This window comes from Priestia sp. FSL W8-0524 (genome assembly GCF_038005965.1).
In the GTDB taxonomy this organism is placed as follows: Bacteria; Bacillota; Bacilli; order Bacillales; family Bacillaceae_H; genus Priestia; species Priestia zanthoxyli.
The window spans coordinates 3,103,766-3,123,391 of sequence record NZ_JBBOUG010000001.1; the positions used below are offsets into that span (position 1 = coordinate 3,103,766).

Sequence of the window (19,626 nt, forward strand, 5' to 3'; positions counted from 1 at the left end):
TTATCCCTTATTTATGACACTATGATTATAAAAACGTTACAGAAATCAACACAGCAAAGTACGTAGAAGCGTTACATGATAAGATAAACAGTAGATACTAGTACAATTTCAAATTGATGCTGACGAATAAGTAATCATTTAAAAAGTGGTGAGAAAATGACAAAATGGCTTAGTGTAAAAGAATTATCTGAAGAAACGAGTATTCCTACTTCAACTATCAGAAGATACATAGATAAATTCGAAGATTTCTTTATACAAAAAGAAGATCATCGACCAAAACAATATGAAGCTGCAGCTGCGACCGTTTTACTGAAAATTAAGCAGCTTTATGATGAAGGCTGTCAAGCAGAAGAAATCAATGAAGCGCTGCAAAAAGAATTCTCTTTGACTACAAGCGAGGATCAAGCTGCCGTGTCTCTAGACGAAGACAAAGAGGACACAGCAGAAGCAGCTGACCAGCCCGAGGCCGATGACCAGCAGCCGACACCTCCCGAACAGCCGGTACAGCCTTCACCCCAACAAGAGCCTGATACAAAACAAATTCTTCAGGAAAAAGATAAGCAGCTTATTCAATCTTTGCGTAAAAGTCTGCGTGAACAGCAGGCCATTTCAGAATTAGTAGAAGCTTCAAAAGAAAGCAGCGTAGTAGGTAAAAAGAGATCGATTTTAAAACGATTATTCCAACGAAAAAAGGACTAAGTTTGTAAACAAGCCTAGGCCATGAAGCATCTTTATTTCTGATCATTAAATTTATGTAAAACAAAGTTTCTAAACTGTTTAACAGCCGGTGATAGATATCTTCCTTCCATCCATGCTAGTCCAATGACTCGGTGGCAGTTGGCCTTAGCTAATGGGATTTTCACTATTTTGCTTTGATCGATTCCGTGTAAATCTGGAAGGATAGAAATTCCTAAGCCGGCTCCTACTAGTCCCGCTACGGTATCAGCTTCCTCTCCTTCAAACATGATGTGAGGCATTCTTCCTGACTCTTCAAATAACTGCTCAAACGTAAGACGAAGAGAAAAGCCTTCTTTTAAGTGAATAAATGATTCCTCAGCAATTTCTTCTAGTGCAATACATTCACGATCAGCATACCGGTGATTTTTCGGTACGATTACAAACAGCTCTTCACTCCAAAGATGCTGCCATTTAATGAACGATTTCTCTTCCATCGGCGCAATCAAACAAAGATCCAGTTCGCCGAGCTCCAGCTGTTCAAGAAGCACGTGCGAAGGACTTTGCCTCAGCTGAAAATTCACCTTAGGATATAAACTGCGAAACGAAGCGATTAAATCTGGAATCAAATCCGTGCTGAGCGTATGTAAAAATCCAAGTGACACCTGCCCTTTTTCAGGATCTAGCAGCGCTTGAATTTCCTCTTGTCCTTTATCAAATTCTTTCATTATGTTATCTTCTACACGCTTTAAAAAAACTTTACCATATTGATTTAATATAATGGAACGTCCTTGCCGGTCAAATAGCGGTGCTCTACTTCCTCTTCAAAACGAGCGATTGAACGACTGAGCGCAGGCTGCGTAATTAACAGCTCTTCTGCGGCGCGCGTCATATGCTGCGTACGTGCTAGCGTTTGAAAATATTTAAACTGCTGCCATTCCACTTTGTACCATCTCCTTATCAAGCGGCTCTACTCATTACATAGATGTATGAAAAATATGATTATAATGAATTATACATTATAAATAGCAGGTGTTACGATAAAAAATGGAAACATACTCGAGGATGTTTTTAGTTCATCTTGATGACTGCTGTATACGGCTCTTATTAAAATTTTATACTCATCATTTTCTAGCAGAAAGAAGAATTTGTCCTGAAACGTAAGGGGATTATTAAAAAGCTAACTAAGATATCATAGTAACTACACAGCAAAAAGACCCTTCTATCACACTAAAAGAAAGGTCTTTTTTGAGAATCTAAAACACATTTTTTCTTGTATGTACCCCTTAAAGTAGACTTTTTTAGAATTTAACCCGTTCTACTAACTGCAGCAATTCATCATTAGGTCCGTGAAATAAAATCATCCGTCCGCCTTCAAGCGTTGGCTGAGGCTCAGATGATAAAAATTCAATTCCTTTGCTCTTATAATGTTGAATCGCCTTATTTATATCCTCTACCGTAAAGGCAAGATGGTTAACAATCCCGCTATTGGTATACTCGCCAATCGGATCAATATCTCGAATGAGCTCAATTTCAATACCCGGCTGTTCTTCAAGATACAAAAAAGCCATCTCTCTTTTTTCGGTAGAGCCTTGAAGGCGAACTTTAAAGCCAAACATATCCCCGTAGTAGTGAATCGTTTCATCCATATTTCTAACAATAATTGCTGTATGTTCCATTTTCTTAATCATTCATCTTCTCCCTTTCCCCATGTTTAGTAAGTACAAGTAAACTATACAACAATTTAGGCAATATGTATTTACATATAGTAAGGGAATTCAAGCACTCTATCAATGAGTCGGCTATGAGTTGAAAAATAACAAATAAAAAAACAAACCCCATTGGTTTGTTTTGGTTACATCTTATATAGTCAGTCTCTGTTTCAACAACGTTCGATAAGCCATGTTTTGTACCTTTGTACTGCAAACGATTTCACTCTCGTACTCAGGCGGTAATCATCTATCTACGATTACGCATGTAACCGTCCGTCTCTCCGTTAAATTCCTTCGAGACAGTTCCCCTACCATTGTTTGGGTTTCTCGCTCGTGGGGTTTACCGCGTTCCACCTTTGCTGTTTCCAGCAAAGCTTCGTCACTGTGGCACTTTCAGGGATACTCGACCATATCCGAGGACTTAGGTGGTTTTTCCCGCCGTCAGCTAAGCTATAAGCCAAGCTGCCCTAGCTTATTTTTTCACTAGGCACGAACACTACGGGCATCTCAGCACCGTGCGAGCATGGACTTTCCTCTACATCAAATGATGCAGCGATTACCTGAACGTTATTTCAGATCGTGTATGAGTAGTATATGCGTTTTAATAAGCCAAATCAAATGTAACTTTTGGAACGGATTCCATTTCAATTTTTACAGCAAATTAAATAAAATAACTTGTTTCTGTACACTCTTTTTAGTAGATGAATCACCCGCAAATTCAAGAAATATTCTCTTCATCCATTTCTACGAGGGATACTTTGTTTCTTTGTAGAATATTCTATACACCACACAAAAAGATGACAGAGGTGATGAAACATGAACGCTGATTTAAAATTTGATTTTCATACCCATCACGACCGATGCGGACATGCTCGCGGAACGATTCGAGATTACATAGAGGCGTCTATTGATAAAGGCCTTGATATTATTGGGATTTCGGATCATTCTCCTTATTTTGCGAGCGAAGAAGAGCAGCCGTACCCTCACATTGCGATGGGAAAAAGCGCATTCTCCGGATATGTAGCTGAGATTTTGAAACTAAAAGAAGAATATAAAGAGAAAATTGAAGTGCTGTTAGGCGTGGAGTCTGATTTCTTTCCTGAGCATGCGGGAATATATCAAAGCCACTATGAAAAATATCCGTTTGACTACATAATCGGCTCTGTCCATCAAGTTGATGAAATCAGTATCTTTCATAAAACGCGCTGGGAAGGACTTTCTCAAAAAGAAAAGCAGCGCACGAAAGAAACGTATTATCAATTGATCCAAGAGTCCGCCCGAAGCAGAATGTTTCAGATTCTTGGCCATATTGATGCCATGAAAGGATTCTATCCCTCCTTTTCTTCTATCGAGACGGCTGTAATCGATCAGACGCTAAAAGTGATTTCGGCACATGACATTGCTATAGAAGTGAATACATCAGGCAAAACCAAAGACTGCGGAGGCTGGTATCCTGCAGACGATATTTTAGAAAGAGCCCTGCACTACGGGGTACACATTACATTTGGTTCTGATGCTCATGACCCAGAGCGTATTGGCGACGACTTTGAACTAGTAAAAAAGCGTCTTAAAGAAATCGGCTTTACGGATTGGGTCTTTTTTAGACAGAAAAAAATGCAGATGACACCTTTATAAAACTTAAATAGAACTCCAATAAAAATATGCCTGAAGACACGGAGATGAAGGACATCTCGTGTTTTCAGGCATGTGTTTTTCACTGAGAAACTTTGACTTTTGTAGATGAAGATAAATCTTCTCCGTTTGTTTCAATTACTTGTTGTTTAGGCACCATTTTTTCATCGTCTTGAACTACCCTTGTATTCCCTGTACTACTAATTTCCTACATAAAATATCCACATTTCATTTCAACTGTGCTACATTTAACTAAAAATGCTTTCTTAATGAGGGATACAATTTTGAATTTAGATTTAACAGCTTATATAACGCTTATCTGTACGTCCGGTGTTCTTAATCTATACTTATGTTTTTACGTATTTATTAAGCGTCACCACTACGCTAACATTGCCCATTTATTTATTCTTCATACAGGCTTCACCTCTATTTATTGTATGGGTGCGGCGTTTAGCTTACTATCCGTTAACCTCGGAGAAATGAAATTTTGGACCGCTATTCAATACGTGGGCATGCCTTTTTCGCCTCCTGCAGGACTGCTGTTTGTTATGCAGTATGTCGGCATAAAGGTAAGAAAAAAACATATTTTTGCCCTTTTTATCATTCCATTTATTAGTTTGATTATGGTCGCAACAAATGACTGGCATCACCTTCATTACCGAGTGTTTGAAATTGATCCCGTTCTAGGTGCTCCTTACGTTCATCAAGAAATTGGGCCATGGTACACAATTCACGGCATGTTCATCTTTTCGTCTATGTTCGTTGCTTTTTTGCTAGCCGTTTACCGCTGGAAAGAAACAGCCAAAGCTTACCGCCTGCAGTTAATTTCATTAATGGTCGGTCAATTAGTCCCTATCGTCACAGCTTTTATCTATTTAATGGGCTTTACGCCGCAGGGAATTGATCCAGTTCCGATGGTTTTATGGGTTTCTTCATTTTTATATTTATGGTCCATTAACTCATCGCGTATGTTTACGGTCATGCCCGTTGCGAAAGACGCGATATTTAACAGCATCAATGACGGCGTTGTCGTGCTCGATGAAAGCTATAGATTAATTGAATTTAATCTAGCGTCTAAAAACATGTTTCCGCAGCTAAAAAAGTCGATGCTTGGAAAACATTTTGCTGATATTTGGGTGACGCTGTCCGGCCGTTCGTTTCCTTTTGCATTAGAAAATGCAAAAAGCAGTCATGAACTGGAGCTTTTTTCTGAAGATCAATCTTCGTATACGTATCAAGTTCGCACTTCTCCTTTGCAGTATGCTAACAACAGTCACGGCTTGCTGCTTATTTTTACAGATATCACGGAGCTAAAAAGACTTCAGCTAAAGCTTGAAAATCAAGCTTATTACGATGAGTTGACGCAAATCTATAATCGTCGGGCATTTTTTCAGCAAAGCAAGCAAGCGTTCGATGAAGCAAAAAAGTCCGCATCTTCTTTTACACTTCTTTTACTTGATATTGATTATTTTAAAAAAGTGAACGACACGTATGGTCATTATGCCGGCGATCAGGTGCTTGTACATGTCGTAAAAGCCTGCGAGTCCGCATTGCCGCAAGGAGCCCTTTTTGCTCGGTACGGCGGTGAAGAATTTGTACTCGCGCTAAAGGGCTATACTTTATCTCAAGGTGAAACGCTTGCTGAGCAAATTCGCCGTCACGTCGAGACTCACCCCTTACTGATTAATGAAGAAACCATTTCTGTTACGCTAAGTCTTGGAGTAGCACAAGCGGAAAAACAAGAAAATGAAACGTTAGATGAGCTGTTGAATAAAGCAGATATCGCCCTGTACGCTGCCAAACAAAACGGCCGCAACCAAGTACGTGTGTATGAAGAGAAAAAAGAAATACTAAAAAGAACCTGAACAGCACTGTTTCGGTTCTTTTTGCTTTTGACTAATATTCTTTCATTTATCAAGTAAAAGTGCGAAAAGACTTGATTTTGTTTATGTATTTGAAAACAGCTTATCCTATAAACTATATGTAGATCAAAAAAAGGAGAGATAGAGATGAAGATTACACATATTCGAAATGCCACTTTACTTGTTGAATACGGGGGAAAAACGTTTTTAATTGATCCCATGTTAGCGAAGAAAGGAACGTACCCTCCTTTCCCAAATTCGATCAGACAAGATCAAAACAATCCTTTAGTAAGCTTACCGTTATCCGTTGAAGAGATTATTGAGGGTATTGATGCCGTAATTCTCACTCACCTTCATTTGGACCATTTTGACGATGCCGCTAAACAGGCGTTGCCAAACGATATCAAAATGTTCGTTCAAAATGAAGAAGATGCCGCAGTAGTAAGAGCTGATGGTTTTAAAAATGTAGAAGTACTAACAAAGAACACGGTCTTTGAAGGCATCCAATTATCCAAAACAAAAGGTGAACACGGAAGAGGAGAAATTTTAAAGCGTACTGGTTTAGTATGCGGCGTTGTTTTTAAACACAAGAGCGAAAAAACGCTTTATGTAGCTGGAGATACGGTATGGTATTCCGCTGTTGAAGAAGAAATCAACACCCATCAACCGGATGTCATTGTCGTAAACGGCGGCGATAATCAGTTTTTAGAAGGCGGTTCTCTTGTGATGGGGAAAGAAGATATTTACGAAGTACACAAAGCGGCCCCTCATGCTACGATTCTTTCTGTTCATATGGAAGCTGTCAATCACTGGACCCTATCAAGAGAAGAATTAAAAAGCTTTATCACCAAAAAAGATATGGCGTCCCGCGTCTTTGTTCCAGATGATGGCGAGGTCTATACTTTTTAAGAGAGAAGATGAGACAAAAGTATTTAAGTTGAAGAAAGGTCCGAACGAGTTTGGTTCTTAGTTGAGAATCAAATACGTTCGGATTTTTTCATTGATGTAGTTATGTCTCCCTCTCTCTTTTATAGCTCTTTAATTTATCAAGTAGTAGTCGTAGTAGCAACTGCTGAAGTGCTCGCAATAACCGCTAGCATAGCTGCTTGCTGAGCTTGAATAATGGTTTCAATCGTTGTATAGATGCCCGTTTCGACTACTCTAGAATCCTTCAGTTTTTCACTGATAACCAAATTAACCGCCAGCATAACGTTGATGTCTTTCTGCCATTTAAAAAGTTTATCTGCATTTAACTGCTTCACCACTTCATGGATAAGTTCAATTTCAGTTTCTGGTTTTTCAAACAGTGCTAATAAGCCAATGACCGGATAATGCATCGCTTTTACTTTCATGCCTGCCGATTCACAGGCTTCTTTTACTGATACGCATCTTTCAATAAGGGTATCTGCATCTAAATTTTTATCGATTGAAAGAATATGACTTAAAAATTGAAGGTCATTTCCTTTTTTAAATCCATGCTGCGCCAATGTTGTATAGAAGTGTTCAATTTCATGCATGAGATCATCAGTAGACTCGCTCGTTTCAGCTAATAAAACGGCAAGAGGTACATCGCCGCTTGAAGTAAGGAAAAGGTGCTTTCTTTTCATGCCTTGATAAATTTCTGCGGATCTTCGGACCATTTCTTTATGACTTCGGCTTGACTCATTCGACAGCATAGCCGAAGCCGCAATGTACGTAAAAGCGCCTCTCGTAAATCCGCCTTGTATCAATTGATCATATACGTCAAGAAACTCATGAAACGTTTCTTTTGGATTCTCATAGCGAGTATCAAGCATAGCTGCGATTGTAAAACGCTGTGATGATTTTAACGTAGAAAACATCCCTACTTGATTTTTAATATAGTCGCTTAACTCGAGATAATCCTGAAGCTCGAGCGATTTACCTTTCACTGTATACATAGAAGCGATAGCCATAAACTGCTTGTGATCTGCCGCTTTCCATTTGAGCTCATTTTTTAAGCTTATATAAAAATCTCTATACTGATTTACTTTTTGTTGAATCGTTTCCGGGAGCATATCAACACGTCCTTTATTCGTCGTTAGCTTATATACGTAGCACTTCAACAAAAGTTTCAATATTTGGTAAATATCCTATACATTTATTACATACAAAAAAGACCCCGGAATATTCCGAGGTCTTTTTTGTTCAGTTCTATTTATTAACCTCTTCCCGCTTGGAAAGAAGGATATTTTGTCATACCGCCATCCGCAAATAATGTAATACCTGTTACATAGCTTGCTTGTGATGATGCTAAGAATGCTGCAACTGACGCGATTTCTTCCGGGTTACCGATGTAGCCCATTGGAATCATACTTTCTACGTCTGCACGCTGTTCTGGATCAGCGAATTTTTCAGCGTTAATTGGTGTATCAATTGCCCCAGGTCCAATGTTATTCACGCGGATTCCTTTTGGTGCATATTCAAGAGCCAATGTTTCCGTCATCAGCTTCATGCCGCCTTTACTTGCTGCATAGTGAACAAATAATGGCCAAGGAATCATTTCGTGAACGCTAGACATGTTAATAACGTTACCTTTAATGTCGTTTTCAACAAAATATTTAATCGCTTCGCGGCTGCCTAAAAACGCGCCCGTTAAGTTTGTGTCGATTACTTGATTCCAGTTTTCTAATGATAATTCATGAGAAGGAACCGGGTTTTCAACACCAGCATTATTAATCATAACGTCTAATGTGCCAAATTCTTTAACAGCTGTCTCTACAAGGTTCACAACGTCTTCTTCTTTTGTTACGTCGCCTCGAACAATAATCGCTTGACCGCCAGCTTGTTCAATTTCTTTTTTTACTTCTAGCGCTTCGTCTTCGTTGCTGCGGTAGTTTACAACCACTTTTGACTGCTCTTGACCAAAACGAACGGCCATTGCGCGACCCAATCCTTTTGATCCGCCTGTTACAACTACTACTTTATCTTTTAAATCTGTATACATCTTGAAGTCCTCCTACTTTTCCTGTTTAATATGTCTTGTTATACTGTACTAATTACAAATACAGTTTAAGTTTTAAAAAGAGAATAAACATTTTTCTATCTCTTCTTTGTCAAACTGTCATTCATTTAAAGAGCAGTAAATTCAATTTTGCTCCCTTTTCGTTACTTATCGTAACCAAGAGAGATAAAGTAGTCAAACTTTTTGTTTGATCATTTTTATCATTTCTTTTTTCCTTACTCTCTTTATAGTTGTTTGTTCCCTGGAGAATGAGTCTTCACACTTCCAATTCACACCACTTCAAAAGTTTAAACTTTTTCCCTTGCAATTCTTAAATCAATGTATTATATTGTTGATGTATCAATTATTGATATGTCAAACAATTGTCCACAATCAAAAATATGGAAATGACAATAAATATGTTTAACGCCTAAAAAGAAAGGAATAATGACTATGACTACAAAAGACTTTAACGAAATTGCTTTAAAACGTCGTTCAATTAAAAAATATGATCCTTCAGTAAAAATTAGCCGTGAGGAAATGGAGGAAATTCTTACAGAAGCTATGCGCGCTCCTTCTTCTGTTAATATGCAGCCGTGGCGTTTTGTTGTAATTGAAACGCCGGAAGGAAAAGAAAAGCTAGCTGAACTTGCGAAATTTAACAGTGAACAAGTTCATACATCTTCAGCTGTTATTGCCGTGTTTGGTGATATGAATAACGTTGAATATGCAGATGAGATTTTCGGCAAGGCCGTAGAGCTGGGCTATATGCCTCAAGACATTAAAGAACAGCAGCTAAATTTCTTTAAGCCAATTTACGAAAACATGCCAAAAGCAGATATGAAAGACATCGTGCTGATCGATTCAGGTCTTGTGTCTATGCAGCTTATGCTTGTGGCTCGTGCTCACGGGTATGATACAAATCCAATCGGCGGATACGAAAAACACTTAATCGCAGAAGCATTCGGTCTAGATAAAGAACGTTATCTTCCAATTATGCTTATCTCAATCGGAAAAGCAGCAAGCGAAGGCCATGCTTCTTACCGTCTACCGGTCAATACGGTTACGACTTGGAAATAAGCAGCTAGTTCTATTCAATAAGTAAAGAGCTAAAAATGTGAAGTAAAAGGAGACTTTCTGATGAATAACTATCAAGAACTTACAAAAAAACAGCTTTCATTCTTCAACAGCGGTAAAACAAAAGACGTTGCGTTCCGTATAGAAACGCTAAAAAAATTAAGAGAACTTGTTGTCCGACATGAAGACGACATTTTAAAAGCAGTAAAAGCTGATCTTAACAAACCAGAAATGGAAGCAAAACGTGCAGAAGTTGGTCTTGTACTAAGCGAAATCGACTTTGCAGTTGAGAATCTTGCAGAATGGGCAGCGCCAAAAGAAGTAGAAACACCATCTACTCACGCTGGAGCAAAAAGCTACATTTATCAAGATCCATACGGTTTAGCTCTAGTGATTGCACCTTGGAACTATCCGTTCCAACTTGCTGTATCACCAGTAGTAGGCGCGATTGCTGCAGGTAACTGCGTGGTGTTAAAGCCTTCTGAATTAACACCTCATACGTCAAGCCTTCTTGCTAAGATGTTTAATGAAAACTTCCCTGAAGAATACTTGACTGTAGTCGAAGGTGAAGTGGAAACAAGCACGGCTTTACTAAAAGAAAACTTTGATTACATCTTCTTTACAGGAAGTACAATGGTCGGCAAAATTGTAGCAGAAGCTGCAGCTAAACATTTAACGCCTGTTACGCTAGAACTAGGCGGAAAAAGTCCTACAATTGTACACGAAGATGCTAATATTGAAGAAGCAGCTAAACGTATTGCGCGCGGTAAATTTGCAAATGCTGGCCAAACGTGCGTAGCGCCAGACTACATTCTTGTTCAGCGAAATGTAAAAGACGAGCTGCTAGCTAACCTAAAACAAGTCGTAACAAACACGTACGGCGAAGATGTTTCACAAAATCTAGACTTTCCTCACGTAGTGAGCGAAAAGCATTTTGATCGTCTTAACAGCTTCTTAACAAACGGAGATATCGTTTTTGGAGGCAAAACGGACCGTTCTCGTCTGTTTATTGAACCAACTGTTCTTGACAACATCTCATGGGAAGACAATGTGATGCAAGATGAAATCTTTGGACCAATTCTTCCAGTCATCGTATACGATGAAATCTCAGAAGTAATCCAAGCAATCGTAAAACGTCCAAAACCATTAGCACTTTATCTTTTCTCTGAAGATGAAGCAGTCCAAGATCACATCTTAAACAGCGTGTCATTCGGCGGGGGTTCTATTAACGATACAATTAACCACATGACATCTCACTACCTTCCATTTGGCGGCGTTGGTGACAGCGGAATGGGTGCGTATCACGGAAAAGCAAGCTTTGATACATTTTCACATGCTAAAAGCATCTTAAAACGTTCGAATAAATAAAGAAAAAGCCGAAGTCAGCGTCGGGACTGACCCCTGTTTTTGAGACAGGGATCAAAACACCTTTTAAACGACCAGTTGCCGATATTGTACCGGTGACTGGTTGTTTAGTTTTGTTTGAATACGGGCATTGTTATAATAAGTAATATAGTTTTTGACGGTTTGCTCTACGATGGTGGTCGTAGTATATGTCAACTCGTCAAGGTAGAACGTTTCAGACTTTAGCGAGGAATGAAACGATTCGATAGAGGCATTATCTGCGGGAGTCCCTTTGCGGGACATACTCATGGTAATGCCTCTTTCTTTGATTTTTTGTTGATAAGCATACGATGTGTACACGGAACCTTGATCGCTATGCAGCGTGCATCCTTCAGGCAAAGAAGGAAGTTGACTTAACGTATCTAAAACAAACGCTACGTTTTGACAATCACCAATGGAATACGCAATGATTTCTCCGTTAAATAAATCCTGAATACTTGAAAGATACAACTGTTTGGGTCCAAAAGGCAAGTAGGTAATATCCGTCACTAGTTTTTGAAGAGGACGATCAGCTCGAAATTCACGATTTAATACATTCTCTGCAACCTGATAAGGTTGCCCTGTTCGCTGACGTTTCTTCCGTTTTACGCGACATTGCCAACCATACTTCTGCATGGCACGCTGCACAAACTTATGATTAATCTTCATCGTTCGATTGAGTAATGCTGTAATCTTTCGATAGCCATATCGAAACTTGTGTTTATGACATTGTTCACCAACTTGTTGTTCCATCCATTTCTTTAATGTATCCCGTTTTGTATGTTGCTTCCAACGATAGTAAGTGGATCGAGGGATATTAAGATGTAAACAGATTTGATAAATAGGCACCTGACCTTTTAGCTCTTCCACTGTGTTTACTACAATTTCTGGTACCACTTCCTTTCCAATTCCTTGTACTTTTTTAAGATCTCAATCTGTTGCTTTAACTGCCGGTTCTCTGCCTCTAACTTAGACGTCTCGCTTTTAAATTCAGGACCTTTTCCATATGAATACTGCTTGCCTACAGGCTGTCCAAATCGATGCATTTCTCCATTTTTATACCATGTCATCCACGTTTTCAATTGGGTATGATTACGAATATTCAGCTGTGACAATACTTCTTTTACAGGTATACCAGCTAATCTCATTTCAATCGCTTTTAATTTTATTTCTACCGGATAACTGACTCTTGTCCCCATAGAAAAAACACCTCCAAGTTATTGTTAGGTACTACATACCCGTTTTTTAACTTAAAGGTGTTTTTTATTTGTCTCACTCTAGGGGGTCAGTCCCGTCTGACTTCGGCTTTTTTTATTCTTTCATTTGTTTGGCGATTTGTTCATACTGCTCTTCTTTTTTTGTGGAAACCGCTAAATCGCAAAGAATATGTAAAAAATATTTTTTATCTTGAACAAATAAATACTCTTCTTCAAAGCCTTTAGAAATGTATACGGCAAACTCCCAGATGTCGTCATAATAAGCTGGCCCAATGGCCTCAGCGAGATTTCCAAGCGTTTTGAGCAGCTCCATCGTAATGATAATATTCCGTCTCGCATAGTGCCGGATATTAGCAAATCCATCATATAAAAAGTCCTCAAACTTTTTGTCAGGGATCACCATTCGTATCACGCCTTTATCATCAACTAAGTAAGAAGAAAATTGACTCGCAGCACAAATTTCCCGAAGAATATCGCTAATTTGGTGAATGGAGTTAACTGCCGTTTTGAAGTCATCATTTCCTAGTGATTTAATCGCCATCTCCACAAACTTGGTAATAATATACGTCGTGTCTTGAATATCAGTCTGGGATTTCCCTACATGGATATATTGGTGAAAGACGGTGCAATCCATTTCATCGTGCTCCGTCGAATCTCTATACCAATAATAAAACAATACGGTTCCGCTGAGCACATAATCCCCTACTTCACGCTCCATTTTTATCACTAAATTATGCTCTTTGGCACAGTGAATCAATTGGCTGTAGTTCAACGTTTGAATATAGCCAGATGTTTGAATACATACCGGCTTTTTCTCTCCTTCTGGAAAGGAAAATTGTTCGCTATGACTAGACTGCGTTCGATGAATCTCCAGTTCCTCGCGAATCGTTGTCTTAATCGCTTTTATGGACGCTGTTTTCATCGATTGAGTCATATGATTTACTTGCAGCCACTTAACAGAATGATTAATGAAGTAGACAAACGTGCCCGCACTAAAAACAGAAAGGGCTGTCGTCACAAACGGAATCGCAAAATATCCGTCTACTTGAGAGCTGTTTAAAAAAAGAAAGACAAAAAGTGTATACAAAAAACTCCCTATAAAAATACCTAAAATTCGCTGAGTAGACTTAGAAGAAGCAAAGTTTTTTAACACGCGAGGAGAAAACTGAGCTGCAAATGATGTAAACACAACAAGCATTAAGTTAAAGGTAAATGTGGTAATCGATAAAATCCCGGGCATAATCGTACTCACTAACGTATTCGTTAAATCCATGTTGATTGAAAAAAATGAAGGGACCTTCTCTCCTACTTTGCAATAATAGTCAAGAAACAGCGTCAGTGCAGCTAAAAGAACAGAAAAGAAAGCATAAATTAAGGGACTAAACCAGATTTGACTAGTTAACTCATCTTTAAACGCGCGAGGAGAAAGCTGTTTCCTTGCCGCTATCCATCTAAATGTATTCATATAAAACCTTCCTTTTTATTTGTAAATCTCTAACTTTTTTCTTAGTTCCCTAATTTTTTTTGATTATGCTTATACAATGGAAAAAATCTATTTTTTAAGATATAGGCACACAAAGCAAAAAAGAGGTTGAGATACCCCTAATTATTTCATCTAAATGAGGACAAATAGAATACATGAGCTGAACCCCTCATGACGCGGCCGGTGAGCCTTTCCCCCCAGGAGTCTTCGCCTCGCCCTCCAATCAACTGCTAGAAGGAACTGAATGAAGATATGAAAGCTAGGTTCACCATCCAAACAAAAAATCCGAACGCGTTGGATTCTCAATCAAGAATCCATCACGTTCGGATTTTCTTTCAACTAACCTAATTTTATCTCAGCCTCTTTTAACTCTTATCTTTTTACCAGCCTCGGCTCGCTCCGCCGCCTCCGGAGCTGCCGCCTCCCCCTCCGCGAGGACCGCTTCCACTGCCGCCACCTCCGCCGCCTCTTCCTCCAAACATGACAAGGAAGTTTAGCAGAAATTGAGTGATGGCTCCTTTAAAAAAGACAAAGTCAAGGATAAGCAAGCCCACAATAACAGCTGCAATCAGCAGCGTTTGAAGGGGTGTGAAATGAACACCGCTATCAGAAGGAGGAGCTGCTTTTGGCACTTTTTGTTCAAAATCTGTTCCTAAATCATACTCTTTTACGACTTGGTTATAAACAGCTTTATATGTGCTTTCTAGCGCCGTATCGTATTTGCCGTTTTTCAAGTTAGGAATGGCATAAGAGTCGATGATTTCTCCAGATTTGATATCGGTGATAGCTCCTTCTAACCCATACCCTACTTCGATTCGGATTTTTTGTTCTTTTTTAGCGAGCAAAATAAGGACACCATTGTTCAGCTTTTTATCACCGAGTTTATACTTTCGAAACGCTTCATTTGCGTACTCTTCTACATCCGAATCACCTAATGAATTCACCGTAAGAATCGCTACTTGAGCTTTCGTTTCATCATCTAACTTTCTGCCCATTTGATTGATATCCGCTTTTTCCTGGTCATTTAACAGATGAGCAAAATCTTGAACGTAAATATCGCCTACCGGATTTGGGATATCAGGTGCAGCAAAAGCAACGCTTACCGTATTACATAAAAGAGATAATAATAAAGCAAACGAAGCAAGAAATTTCATCACTTATCGCTCCCGAAATCAACTTTCGGCGCTTGTTTTTCTTCATTTGTTACTTCAAAATATGATTTTTCATCAAACCCAAACGTGCGCGCGAACATGTTTTTAGGAAATCCTTTAACGGATTTATTATATTTTGCAACTTCATCATTATAGTCTTTACGCGCTACAGCAAGTCGATTTTCCGTCCCTTCTAAGCTATCCATCAAGCTTCTGAAGTTTTCATTTGCTTTTAAATCCGGATACTTTTCAACCACTACAAGCAGGCGATTTAACGCGCCGCTTAATTGCTGATCTGCATCAGCTTTATCTTCAGGCGTTTTCGCTCCCGCTAGCTGCGCTCTTGCCTGAGTGACTGAATCAATTGCTTCCTGTTCATGCTTAGCGTAGCCTTTTACCGTTTCCACTAAGTTAGGAATTAAATCAGATCGTCTTTTTAGTTGGTTATCCACTTGGGAAAATTTATTATCTACATCTTCCTCTGCGCTAACGAGGCCATTGTAAGAGCTTATTCCGTAAATTACAATAAGCACTAACACAACAATCGTAGCGATCAAACCTTTGTTTCTCAATGTATTACCTCTTTTCTTCATCAAAATTATGTATCTATTTACTAGTACGAATCATACCCTAAAAAGATTCATTTTTTGCCAATTTCATTAAGGGCAAACAGATGAACTAGCGTTATAATGTGCTATAGCGCTTCTTTTACAGTCTCTCCTTTTTCTAGCACATGTCATACCTCACCACCTTTGTGCCACTAACACAAAGGAATTAGTTTTATCGTACAACAATGGAAAAAGTCAGAATCTTGTCCACTATGCGCCTAGAAAAAAGCAAAACAAGCTAACGAGTAGCTTATAACTTTATTTGTTATAAGCTGCTCATTTTTATATCTGATTGCCATATGCGTTATCAAGATTCGCTAAATCGGTTTGATCAAACACGTCTGGATCCAAGTTCGTATTTTTCATTCGCGCACAAGCAGCTGAAATGTCTCCATAGGTTGAGTTGATTCCAACAGATTTAACATCCGCTGTGTGTCCGTTGTGAAGAACTTCTCCCAAATTCATCGATCCGTTTCTTGCCATACCATTAATTCTCGTGTTACAGATGTTAATAACTCCTGCCATGACCATACCACCTTTTCTTAAAGAGAATTTGTACATCATATGTTGTGACAAGCCTATGTGTGAAAAGTTTTTATAAAACACAAGGCAAGGTACAAACATTAGTGAATTTATTCATTTCACCCTGCTTCACCCAAAGTTTCCACATGTTTTTATGCTTTTTCTGTTACAATAAATGCATAAGTTATTTTTCATCCATATTGTTTGAAGGAGGATACGTAATATGGACGAACCAAAAGATATTCAACCTAAAGTAGAAAAAAGTTTCGAACTGATTGGCAAGAAGTGGACAGGATTAATCATCTATGTGCTTATGAGCGGTCCTAAACGCTTTAGTGAATTAAATGAAAGTATACCAGCTTTAAGCAGAAGGCTGTTGACAGAACGGATTAAAGAGCTTGAAGACCACGGAATCGTTGTCCGAAATGTCATTCCCGACCGCCCTATTCGTTCTGAATATTCGCTGACTCAAAAAGGAACAGAGTTAGGTAAAATACTAGGACCGATTAGCCAGTGGGCAGAAAGCTGGGTCCAAGATTAATAAAACTACTCCATAGAAAGGATGAGCATCATGGCAAATGTTCTCTATATTACTGCACACCCTTTAGCTGAAGACGAATCGCTTAGCATGGCTGTAGGGAAAGAATTTATTGACGTGTATAAGCAAACCCATCCAGAAGATGATGTGGTTCATTTAGATTTATATCAAGCAGATATTCCATACTTAGATGCAGACGTATTTAACGGATGGAAAAAGCTTCGTTCTCACTCCTCCATCCAGGATTTATCAACGGATGAACGATTAAAAGTGGGACGGTTAGCCGAACTAGGCGGACAGTTCGTACTCGCTGACAAATATATTTTTGTCACGCCAATGTGGAATTTTTCTGTTCCTGCGATCATGAAAACGTACATTGATGCGATTACCGTGTCAGGTAAAACCTTTACATATACAAAAGAAGGCGCTCAAGGATTGCTTAAAGGAAAAAAAGCAATTCACATTCAGTCCCGCGGAGACGTGTATTCAGAAGGCCCTGAAATGGCAAGAGAAATGGGCCACCGCTATTTAGAAATCATGATGGACTTCTTTGGAATCGAAGCGTTTGAAAGCATTATTATTGAAGGGCAAGTAAAATTCCCGGATCAAATTCCGCAAATTAAAGAAAAAGCACTCCAAAAAGCACATTCAATGGCCAAAACGTTTTAAATTCAATAAGAATCAAAAAGACCTCGAAACAGATCGAGGTCTTTTTCTTTTCTTTCCTCTTCCCTACATTATATTTCCCTTGAAATATTCCTCTCTTTCTGTCTCGTTTTGCGCTAAAAATATATGTTAAACAAACGGTTAAACGCTGTTATTTTTTGTTACTATTAATAACGCATGAAACAAAAATATATAATTTTTCTTTTTCGTTTTTTAATTATCCACCTTCAAAAAAAGATAGTTCCTCTAGATAAATAACGTTTAAACTCACACTTCAGCCTGAAAAAAACCTTATTTTTAAAGGATTCAGCCATAAAATCCAAAAGCGTAATACTCTTAAAAATGTTTGTGAACATGATAAAACCCAATAAAAAACCTTTGACTAAATTTGTTACGTAAGTTACTATTAATAACGTAGTAGATGTTTTCGAACATATTATCTTTAATTCATAAAACAACATTTATATATTGAAAACAGAAAGGTGAAAAGAATTATGGCAAAAGTATTATATATTACAGCAAACCCTAACGATGCTACGCAATCATTCAGTATGGCTGCGGGAGATGCATTTATTAATGAGTATAAAGAAGTAAACCCAACGGATGAGATTGTTCACGTTAACTTATATCAAGAGCATATCCCTCACATCGACGGCGATGTATTCAGCGGATGGGGCAAACTTGGAAGCGGCGCAGAATTTGATACACTTACTTCTGAAGAACAGCGCAAAGTTGCTCGCTTAAACGAGTTAAGTGACCAATTTGCTCAAGCGGACAAATATGTATTTGTTACACCAATGTGGAACTTCTCATTCCCTCCAGTGATGAAAGCATACTTAGATGCTGTAGCAGTAGCTGGAAAATCATTTAAATATACAGCAGAAGGTTCTGTAGGTCTATTAACAGATAAAAAAGCGTATCATATTCAAGCAAACGGCGGTATCTACTCTCGCGGCCCTGCTGGTGAACTAGAAATGGGTCACCGCTATATGCGCATTATGATGAACTTCTTCGGGGTTCCTTCTATCGGAAGCCTATTTGTAGAAGGACAGGCTGCAATGCCAGATAAAGCACAAGAAATTAAAGAAGACGGTATTGCTCGCGCTAAAGAAGCTGCACGTACGTTCTAATAACAAATATAAGCACAAAAAAAGGAACATCTCCCCATGTTCCTTTTTTTGTGCTTACAATTATATCTTTGCTTCCCCGCGCAGCAGCGAATAAACATATGTATCAAACGGGATATTGTTTTGATATAGGTACTCTCTTAACGTCCCTTCTTTTTTAAATCCTACTTTGCTTAACAAAGCGATAGATCCGCTATTTTGCGTAAATACAATCGCTCCTATGCGATTGTATTGAAGTTCGTTGAATCCATAAGAGACCGCTTCATGAACGGCTTCCGTTGCGTATCCTTTGTTCCAGTGCTCTGGAAAAAGTGCATAGCTTATATTTGCTTTTTTATGTTCTGCAGACCACTCTTGAAACCCTATTGTGCCAATCAGCTTTTCGTTTTCTTTTAGCTGAATCCCCCATTTAATCAACTGCTTTTCTTCGTAGCCTTTGGAAAAATTCTTAATGATCCCTTTCACTTGGTCAATCGATTCTAAAGATTTTTGCCCGTAATAGCGCAGCACGTCTTCATCAGAAAAGCATTCTAAAATCTCACCCGCATCATTTTCTACAATTTTTCTTAATATCAGCCGTTTTGTCTCTAATTCCAGAAACATTTTCTTCCCTCTTTTCTGCGCAGCTTATCTATCTACGGTAAACCATACTATTCTCCTCTCAACTAGCAATATCCTGCTAAAACCTCACCCGGGAGGGCTCATTTCCTATCCAAATAGTCGATTTACAGCAGAGATAGTGGTATTTTATATAGTGGGCATACGTTGCTTTTTATCAACACAGAGGCGGTGAACGCAGAAATGAACCAAGATAAAGAATTGCTGTCCACGATACACGCTCTTCAAAAAGAGCTGCAGCAAGAAAAAGAAAACCGTGCGTATATGCAAAAAGATATGGACGAACTAAGAAGCGCTTTATTACAATCAGAACAAGTAAAACAAAACTTAATCGATCAGCTAGAAAAGAAAGTTGATTTGATTTTAACGTTGATTCAAAAAGGAGACGCATAA

At 38.7% G+C, this 19,626-nt stretch carries 19 protein-coding genes, 1 other RNA gene and 1 pseudogene; 10 read left to right on the top strand and 11 right to left on the bottom strand.

Features of this window, described 5'->3' with window-relative positions; all coding sequences use genetic code 11:
• The first annotated feature begins 156 nt into the window (after positions 1 to 156).
• On the top strand, positions 157 to 699 hold the full coding sequence (locus tag NST66_RS16110; RefSeq protein ID WP_063247429.1) for a MerR family transcriptional regulator: 543 nt from the start codon (positions 157 to 159) through the stop codon (positions 697 to 699).
• Positions 700 to 731: 32 nt separating this feature from the next.
• On the opposite strand, the pseudogene NST66_RS16115 reads toward NST66_RS16110, so the two are convergent.
• From NST66_RS16115 to rnpB, 3 genes and pseudogenes are all read right to left on the bottom strand, one after another.
• Positions 732 to 1,618, bottom strand: a pseudogene (locus NST66_RS16115) (LysR family transcriptional regulator).
• 358 nt (positions 1,619 to 1,976) lie between these two features.
• Positions 1,977 to 2,366 carry a VOC family protein gene (locus NST66_RS16120; protein WP_340843511.1) on the bottom strand — a complete coding sequence of 130 codons (390 nt, stop codon included), beginning with the start codon at positions 2,364 to 2,366 and terminating at the stop codon, positions 1,977 to 1,979.
• Positions 2,367 to 2,566: 200 nt separating this feature from the next.
• Positions 2,567 to 2,955, bottom strand: an RNA gene (rnpB, locus tag NST66_RS16125) — RNase P RNA component class B.
• A gap of 248 nt (positions 2,956 to 3,203) precedes the next feature.
• On the opposite strand from rnpB, the gene NST66_RS16130 reads away from it, so the two are divergent.
• The 3 genes from NST66_RS16130 (at position 3,204) to NST66_RS16140 (ending at position 6,790) form a co-directional block, all read left to right on the top strand.
• Complete coding sequence (locus tag NST66_RS16130; protein ID WP_033580259.1) at positions 3,204 to 4,022, top strand: histidinol-phosphatase; 819 nt, start codon at positions 3,204 to 3,206, stop codon at positions 4,020 to 4,022.
• A 281-nt stretch (positions 4,023 to 4,303) separates the two neighbouring features.
• Positions 4,304 to 5,884 carry a sensor domain-containing diguanylate cyclase gene (locus NST66_RS16135; protein ID WP_340843512.1) on the top strand — a complete coding sequence of 527 codons (1,581 nt, stop codon included), beginning with the start codon at positions 4,304 to 4,306 and terminating at the stop codon, positions 5,882 to 5,884.
• A 144-nt stretch (positions 5,885 to 6,028) separates the two neighbouring features.
• Complete coding sequence (locus NST66_RS16140; RefSeq protein WP_340843513.1) at positions 6,029 to 6,790, top strand: MBL fold metallo-hydrolase; 762 nt, start codon at positions 6,029 to 6,031, stop codon at positions 6,788 to 6,790.
• Positions 6,791 to 6,927: 137 nt separating this feature from the next.
• On the opposite strand, the gene NST66_RS16145 is transcribed toward NST66_RS16140, so the two are convergent.
• Together NST66_RS16145 and gdh are read right to left on the bottom strand one after the other, a co-directional pair.
• On the bottom strand, positions 6,928 to 7,917 hold the full coding sequence (locus tag NST66_RS16145; RefSeq protein WP_340843514.1) for a DUF4003 family protein: 990 nt from the start codon (positions 7,915 to 7,917) through the stop codon (positions 6,928 to 6,930).
• 143 nt (positions 7,918 to 8,060) lie between these two features.
• Positions 8,061 to 8,846: a glucose 1-dehydrogenase gene (gdh, locus tag NST66_RS16150; RefSeq protein WP_034650269.1), complete on the bottom strand. Its 786-nt coding sequence runs from the start codon at positions 8,844 to 8,846 to the stop codon at positions 8,061 to 8,063.
• A 450-nt stretch (positions 8,847 to 9,296) separates the two neighbouring features.
• Here gdh and NST66_RS16155 point away from each other — a divergent pair, with 450 nt between their 5' ends.
• Together NST66_RS16155 and NST66_RS16160 are read left to right on the top strand one after the other, a co-directional pair.
• A complete protein-coding gene (locus NST66_RS16155; RefSeq protein ID WP_080754489.1) occupies positions 9,297 to 9,923 on the top strand; it encodes a nitroreductase family protein in 627 nt (208 codons plus the stop codon).
• A gap of 60 nt (positions 9,924 to 9,983) precedes the next feature.
• Positions 9,984 to 11,288 (top strand): aldehyde dehydrogenase, encoded by a 1,305-nt coding sequence (locus NST66_RS16160; protein WP_048019534.1) that lies wholly within the window; start codon positions 9,984 to 9,986, stop codon positions 11,286 to 11,288.
• A gap of 63 nt (positions 11,289 to 11,351) precedes the next feature.
• Here the strand turns inward: NST66_RS16160 and NST66_RS16165 are convergent.
• From NST66_RS16165 to NST66_RS16185, 5 genes are all read right to left on the bottom strand, one after another.
• A protein-coding gene (locus tag NST66_RS16165) for an IS3 family transposase (RefSeq protein ID WP_310878861.1) occupies positions 11,352 to 12,502 on the bottom strand; the annotation gives its coding sequence in 2 pieces (ribosomal slippage) (positions 11,352 to 12,232 and positions 12,232 to 12,502; 1,152 coding nt in all).
• A 112-nt stretch (positions 12,503 to 12,614) separates the two neighbouring features.
• On the bottom strand, positions 12,615 to 13,985 hold the full coding sequence (locus NST66_RS16170) for a DUF2254 domain-containing protein (RefSeq protein ID WP_098627596.1): 1,371 nt from the start codon (positions 13,983 to 13,985) through the stop codon (positions 12,615 to 12,617).
• A 398-nt stretch (positions 13,986 to 14,383) separates the two neighbouring features.
• The gene (locus NST66_RS16175; protein ID WP_033580251.1) at positions 14,384 to 15,157 is read right to left on the bottom strand and encodes a TPM domain-containing protein; all 774 of its coding nucleotides are present in this window, start codon (positions 15,155 to 15,157) and stop codon (positions 14,384 to 14,386) included.
• Complete coding sequence (locus NST66_RS16180; protein ID WP_080754488.1) at positions 15,157 to 15,726, bottom strand: LemA family protein; 570 nt, start codon at positions 15,724 to 15,726, stop codon at positions 15,157 to 15,159. Before NST66_RS16180 ends, NST66_RS16175 begins: the two co-directional genes overlap by 1 nt.
• Before the next feature lie 318 nt (positions 15,727 to 16,044).
• Positions 16,045 to 16,287 (bottom strand): spore germination protein, encoded by a 243-nt coding sequence (locus tag NST66_RS16185; protein ID WP_340843515.1) that lies wholly within the window; start codon positions 16,285 to 16,287, stop codon positions 16,045 to 16,047.
• Between the two features lie 220 nt (positions 16,288 to 16,507).
• Here NST66_RS16185 and NST66_RS16190 point away from each other — a divergent pair, with 220 nt between their 5' ends.
• The 3 genes from NST66_RS16190 (at position 16,508) to NST66_RS16200 (ending at position 18,618) form a co-directional block, all read left to right on the top strand.
• Positions 16,508 to 16,825, top strand: coding sequence for a winged helix-turn-helix transcriptional regulator (locus NST66_RS16190; RefSeq protein WP_013058076.1), 318 nt, complete (start codon positions 16,508 to 16,510; stop codon positions 16,823 to 16,825).
• Positions 16,826 to 16,855: 30 nt separating this feature from the next.
• Complete coding sequence (locus NST66_RS16195; protein WP_028414603.1) at positions 16,856 to 17,491, top strand: FMN-dependent NADH-azoreductase; 636 nt, start codon at positions 16,856 to 16,858, stop codon at positions 17,489 to 17,491.
• Positions 17,492 to 17,982: 491 nt separating this feature from the next.
• Positions 17,983 to 18,618, top strand: coding sequence for an FMN-dependent NADH-azoreductase (locus NST66_RS16200; protein ID WP_033580247.1), 636 nt, complete (start codon positions 17,983 to 17,985; stop codon positions 18,616 to 18,618).
• A gap of 60 nt (positions 18,619 to 18,678) precedes the next feature.
• Here NST66_RS16200 and NST66_RS16205 read toward each other — a convergent pair whose 3' ends face one another.
• Complete coding sequence (locus tag NST66_RS16205) at positions 18,679 to 19,218, bottom strand: GNAT family N-acetyltransferase (protein ID WP_049165664.1); 540 nt, start codon at positions 19,216 to 19,218, stop codon at positions 18,679 to 18,681.
• 198 nt (positions 19,219 to 19,416) lie between these two features.
• On the opposite strand from NST66_RS16205, the gene NST66_RS16210 reads away from it, so the two are divergent.
• Positions 19,417 to 19,626: a hypothetical protein gene (locus NST66_RS16210; RefSeq protein WP_014459119.1), complete on the top strand. Its 210-nt coding sequence runs from the start codon at positions 19,417 to 19,419 to the stop codon at positions 19,624 to 19,626.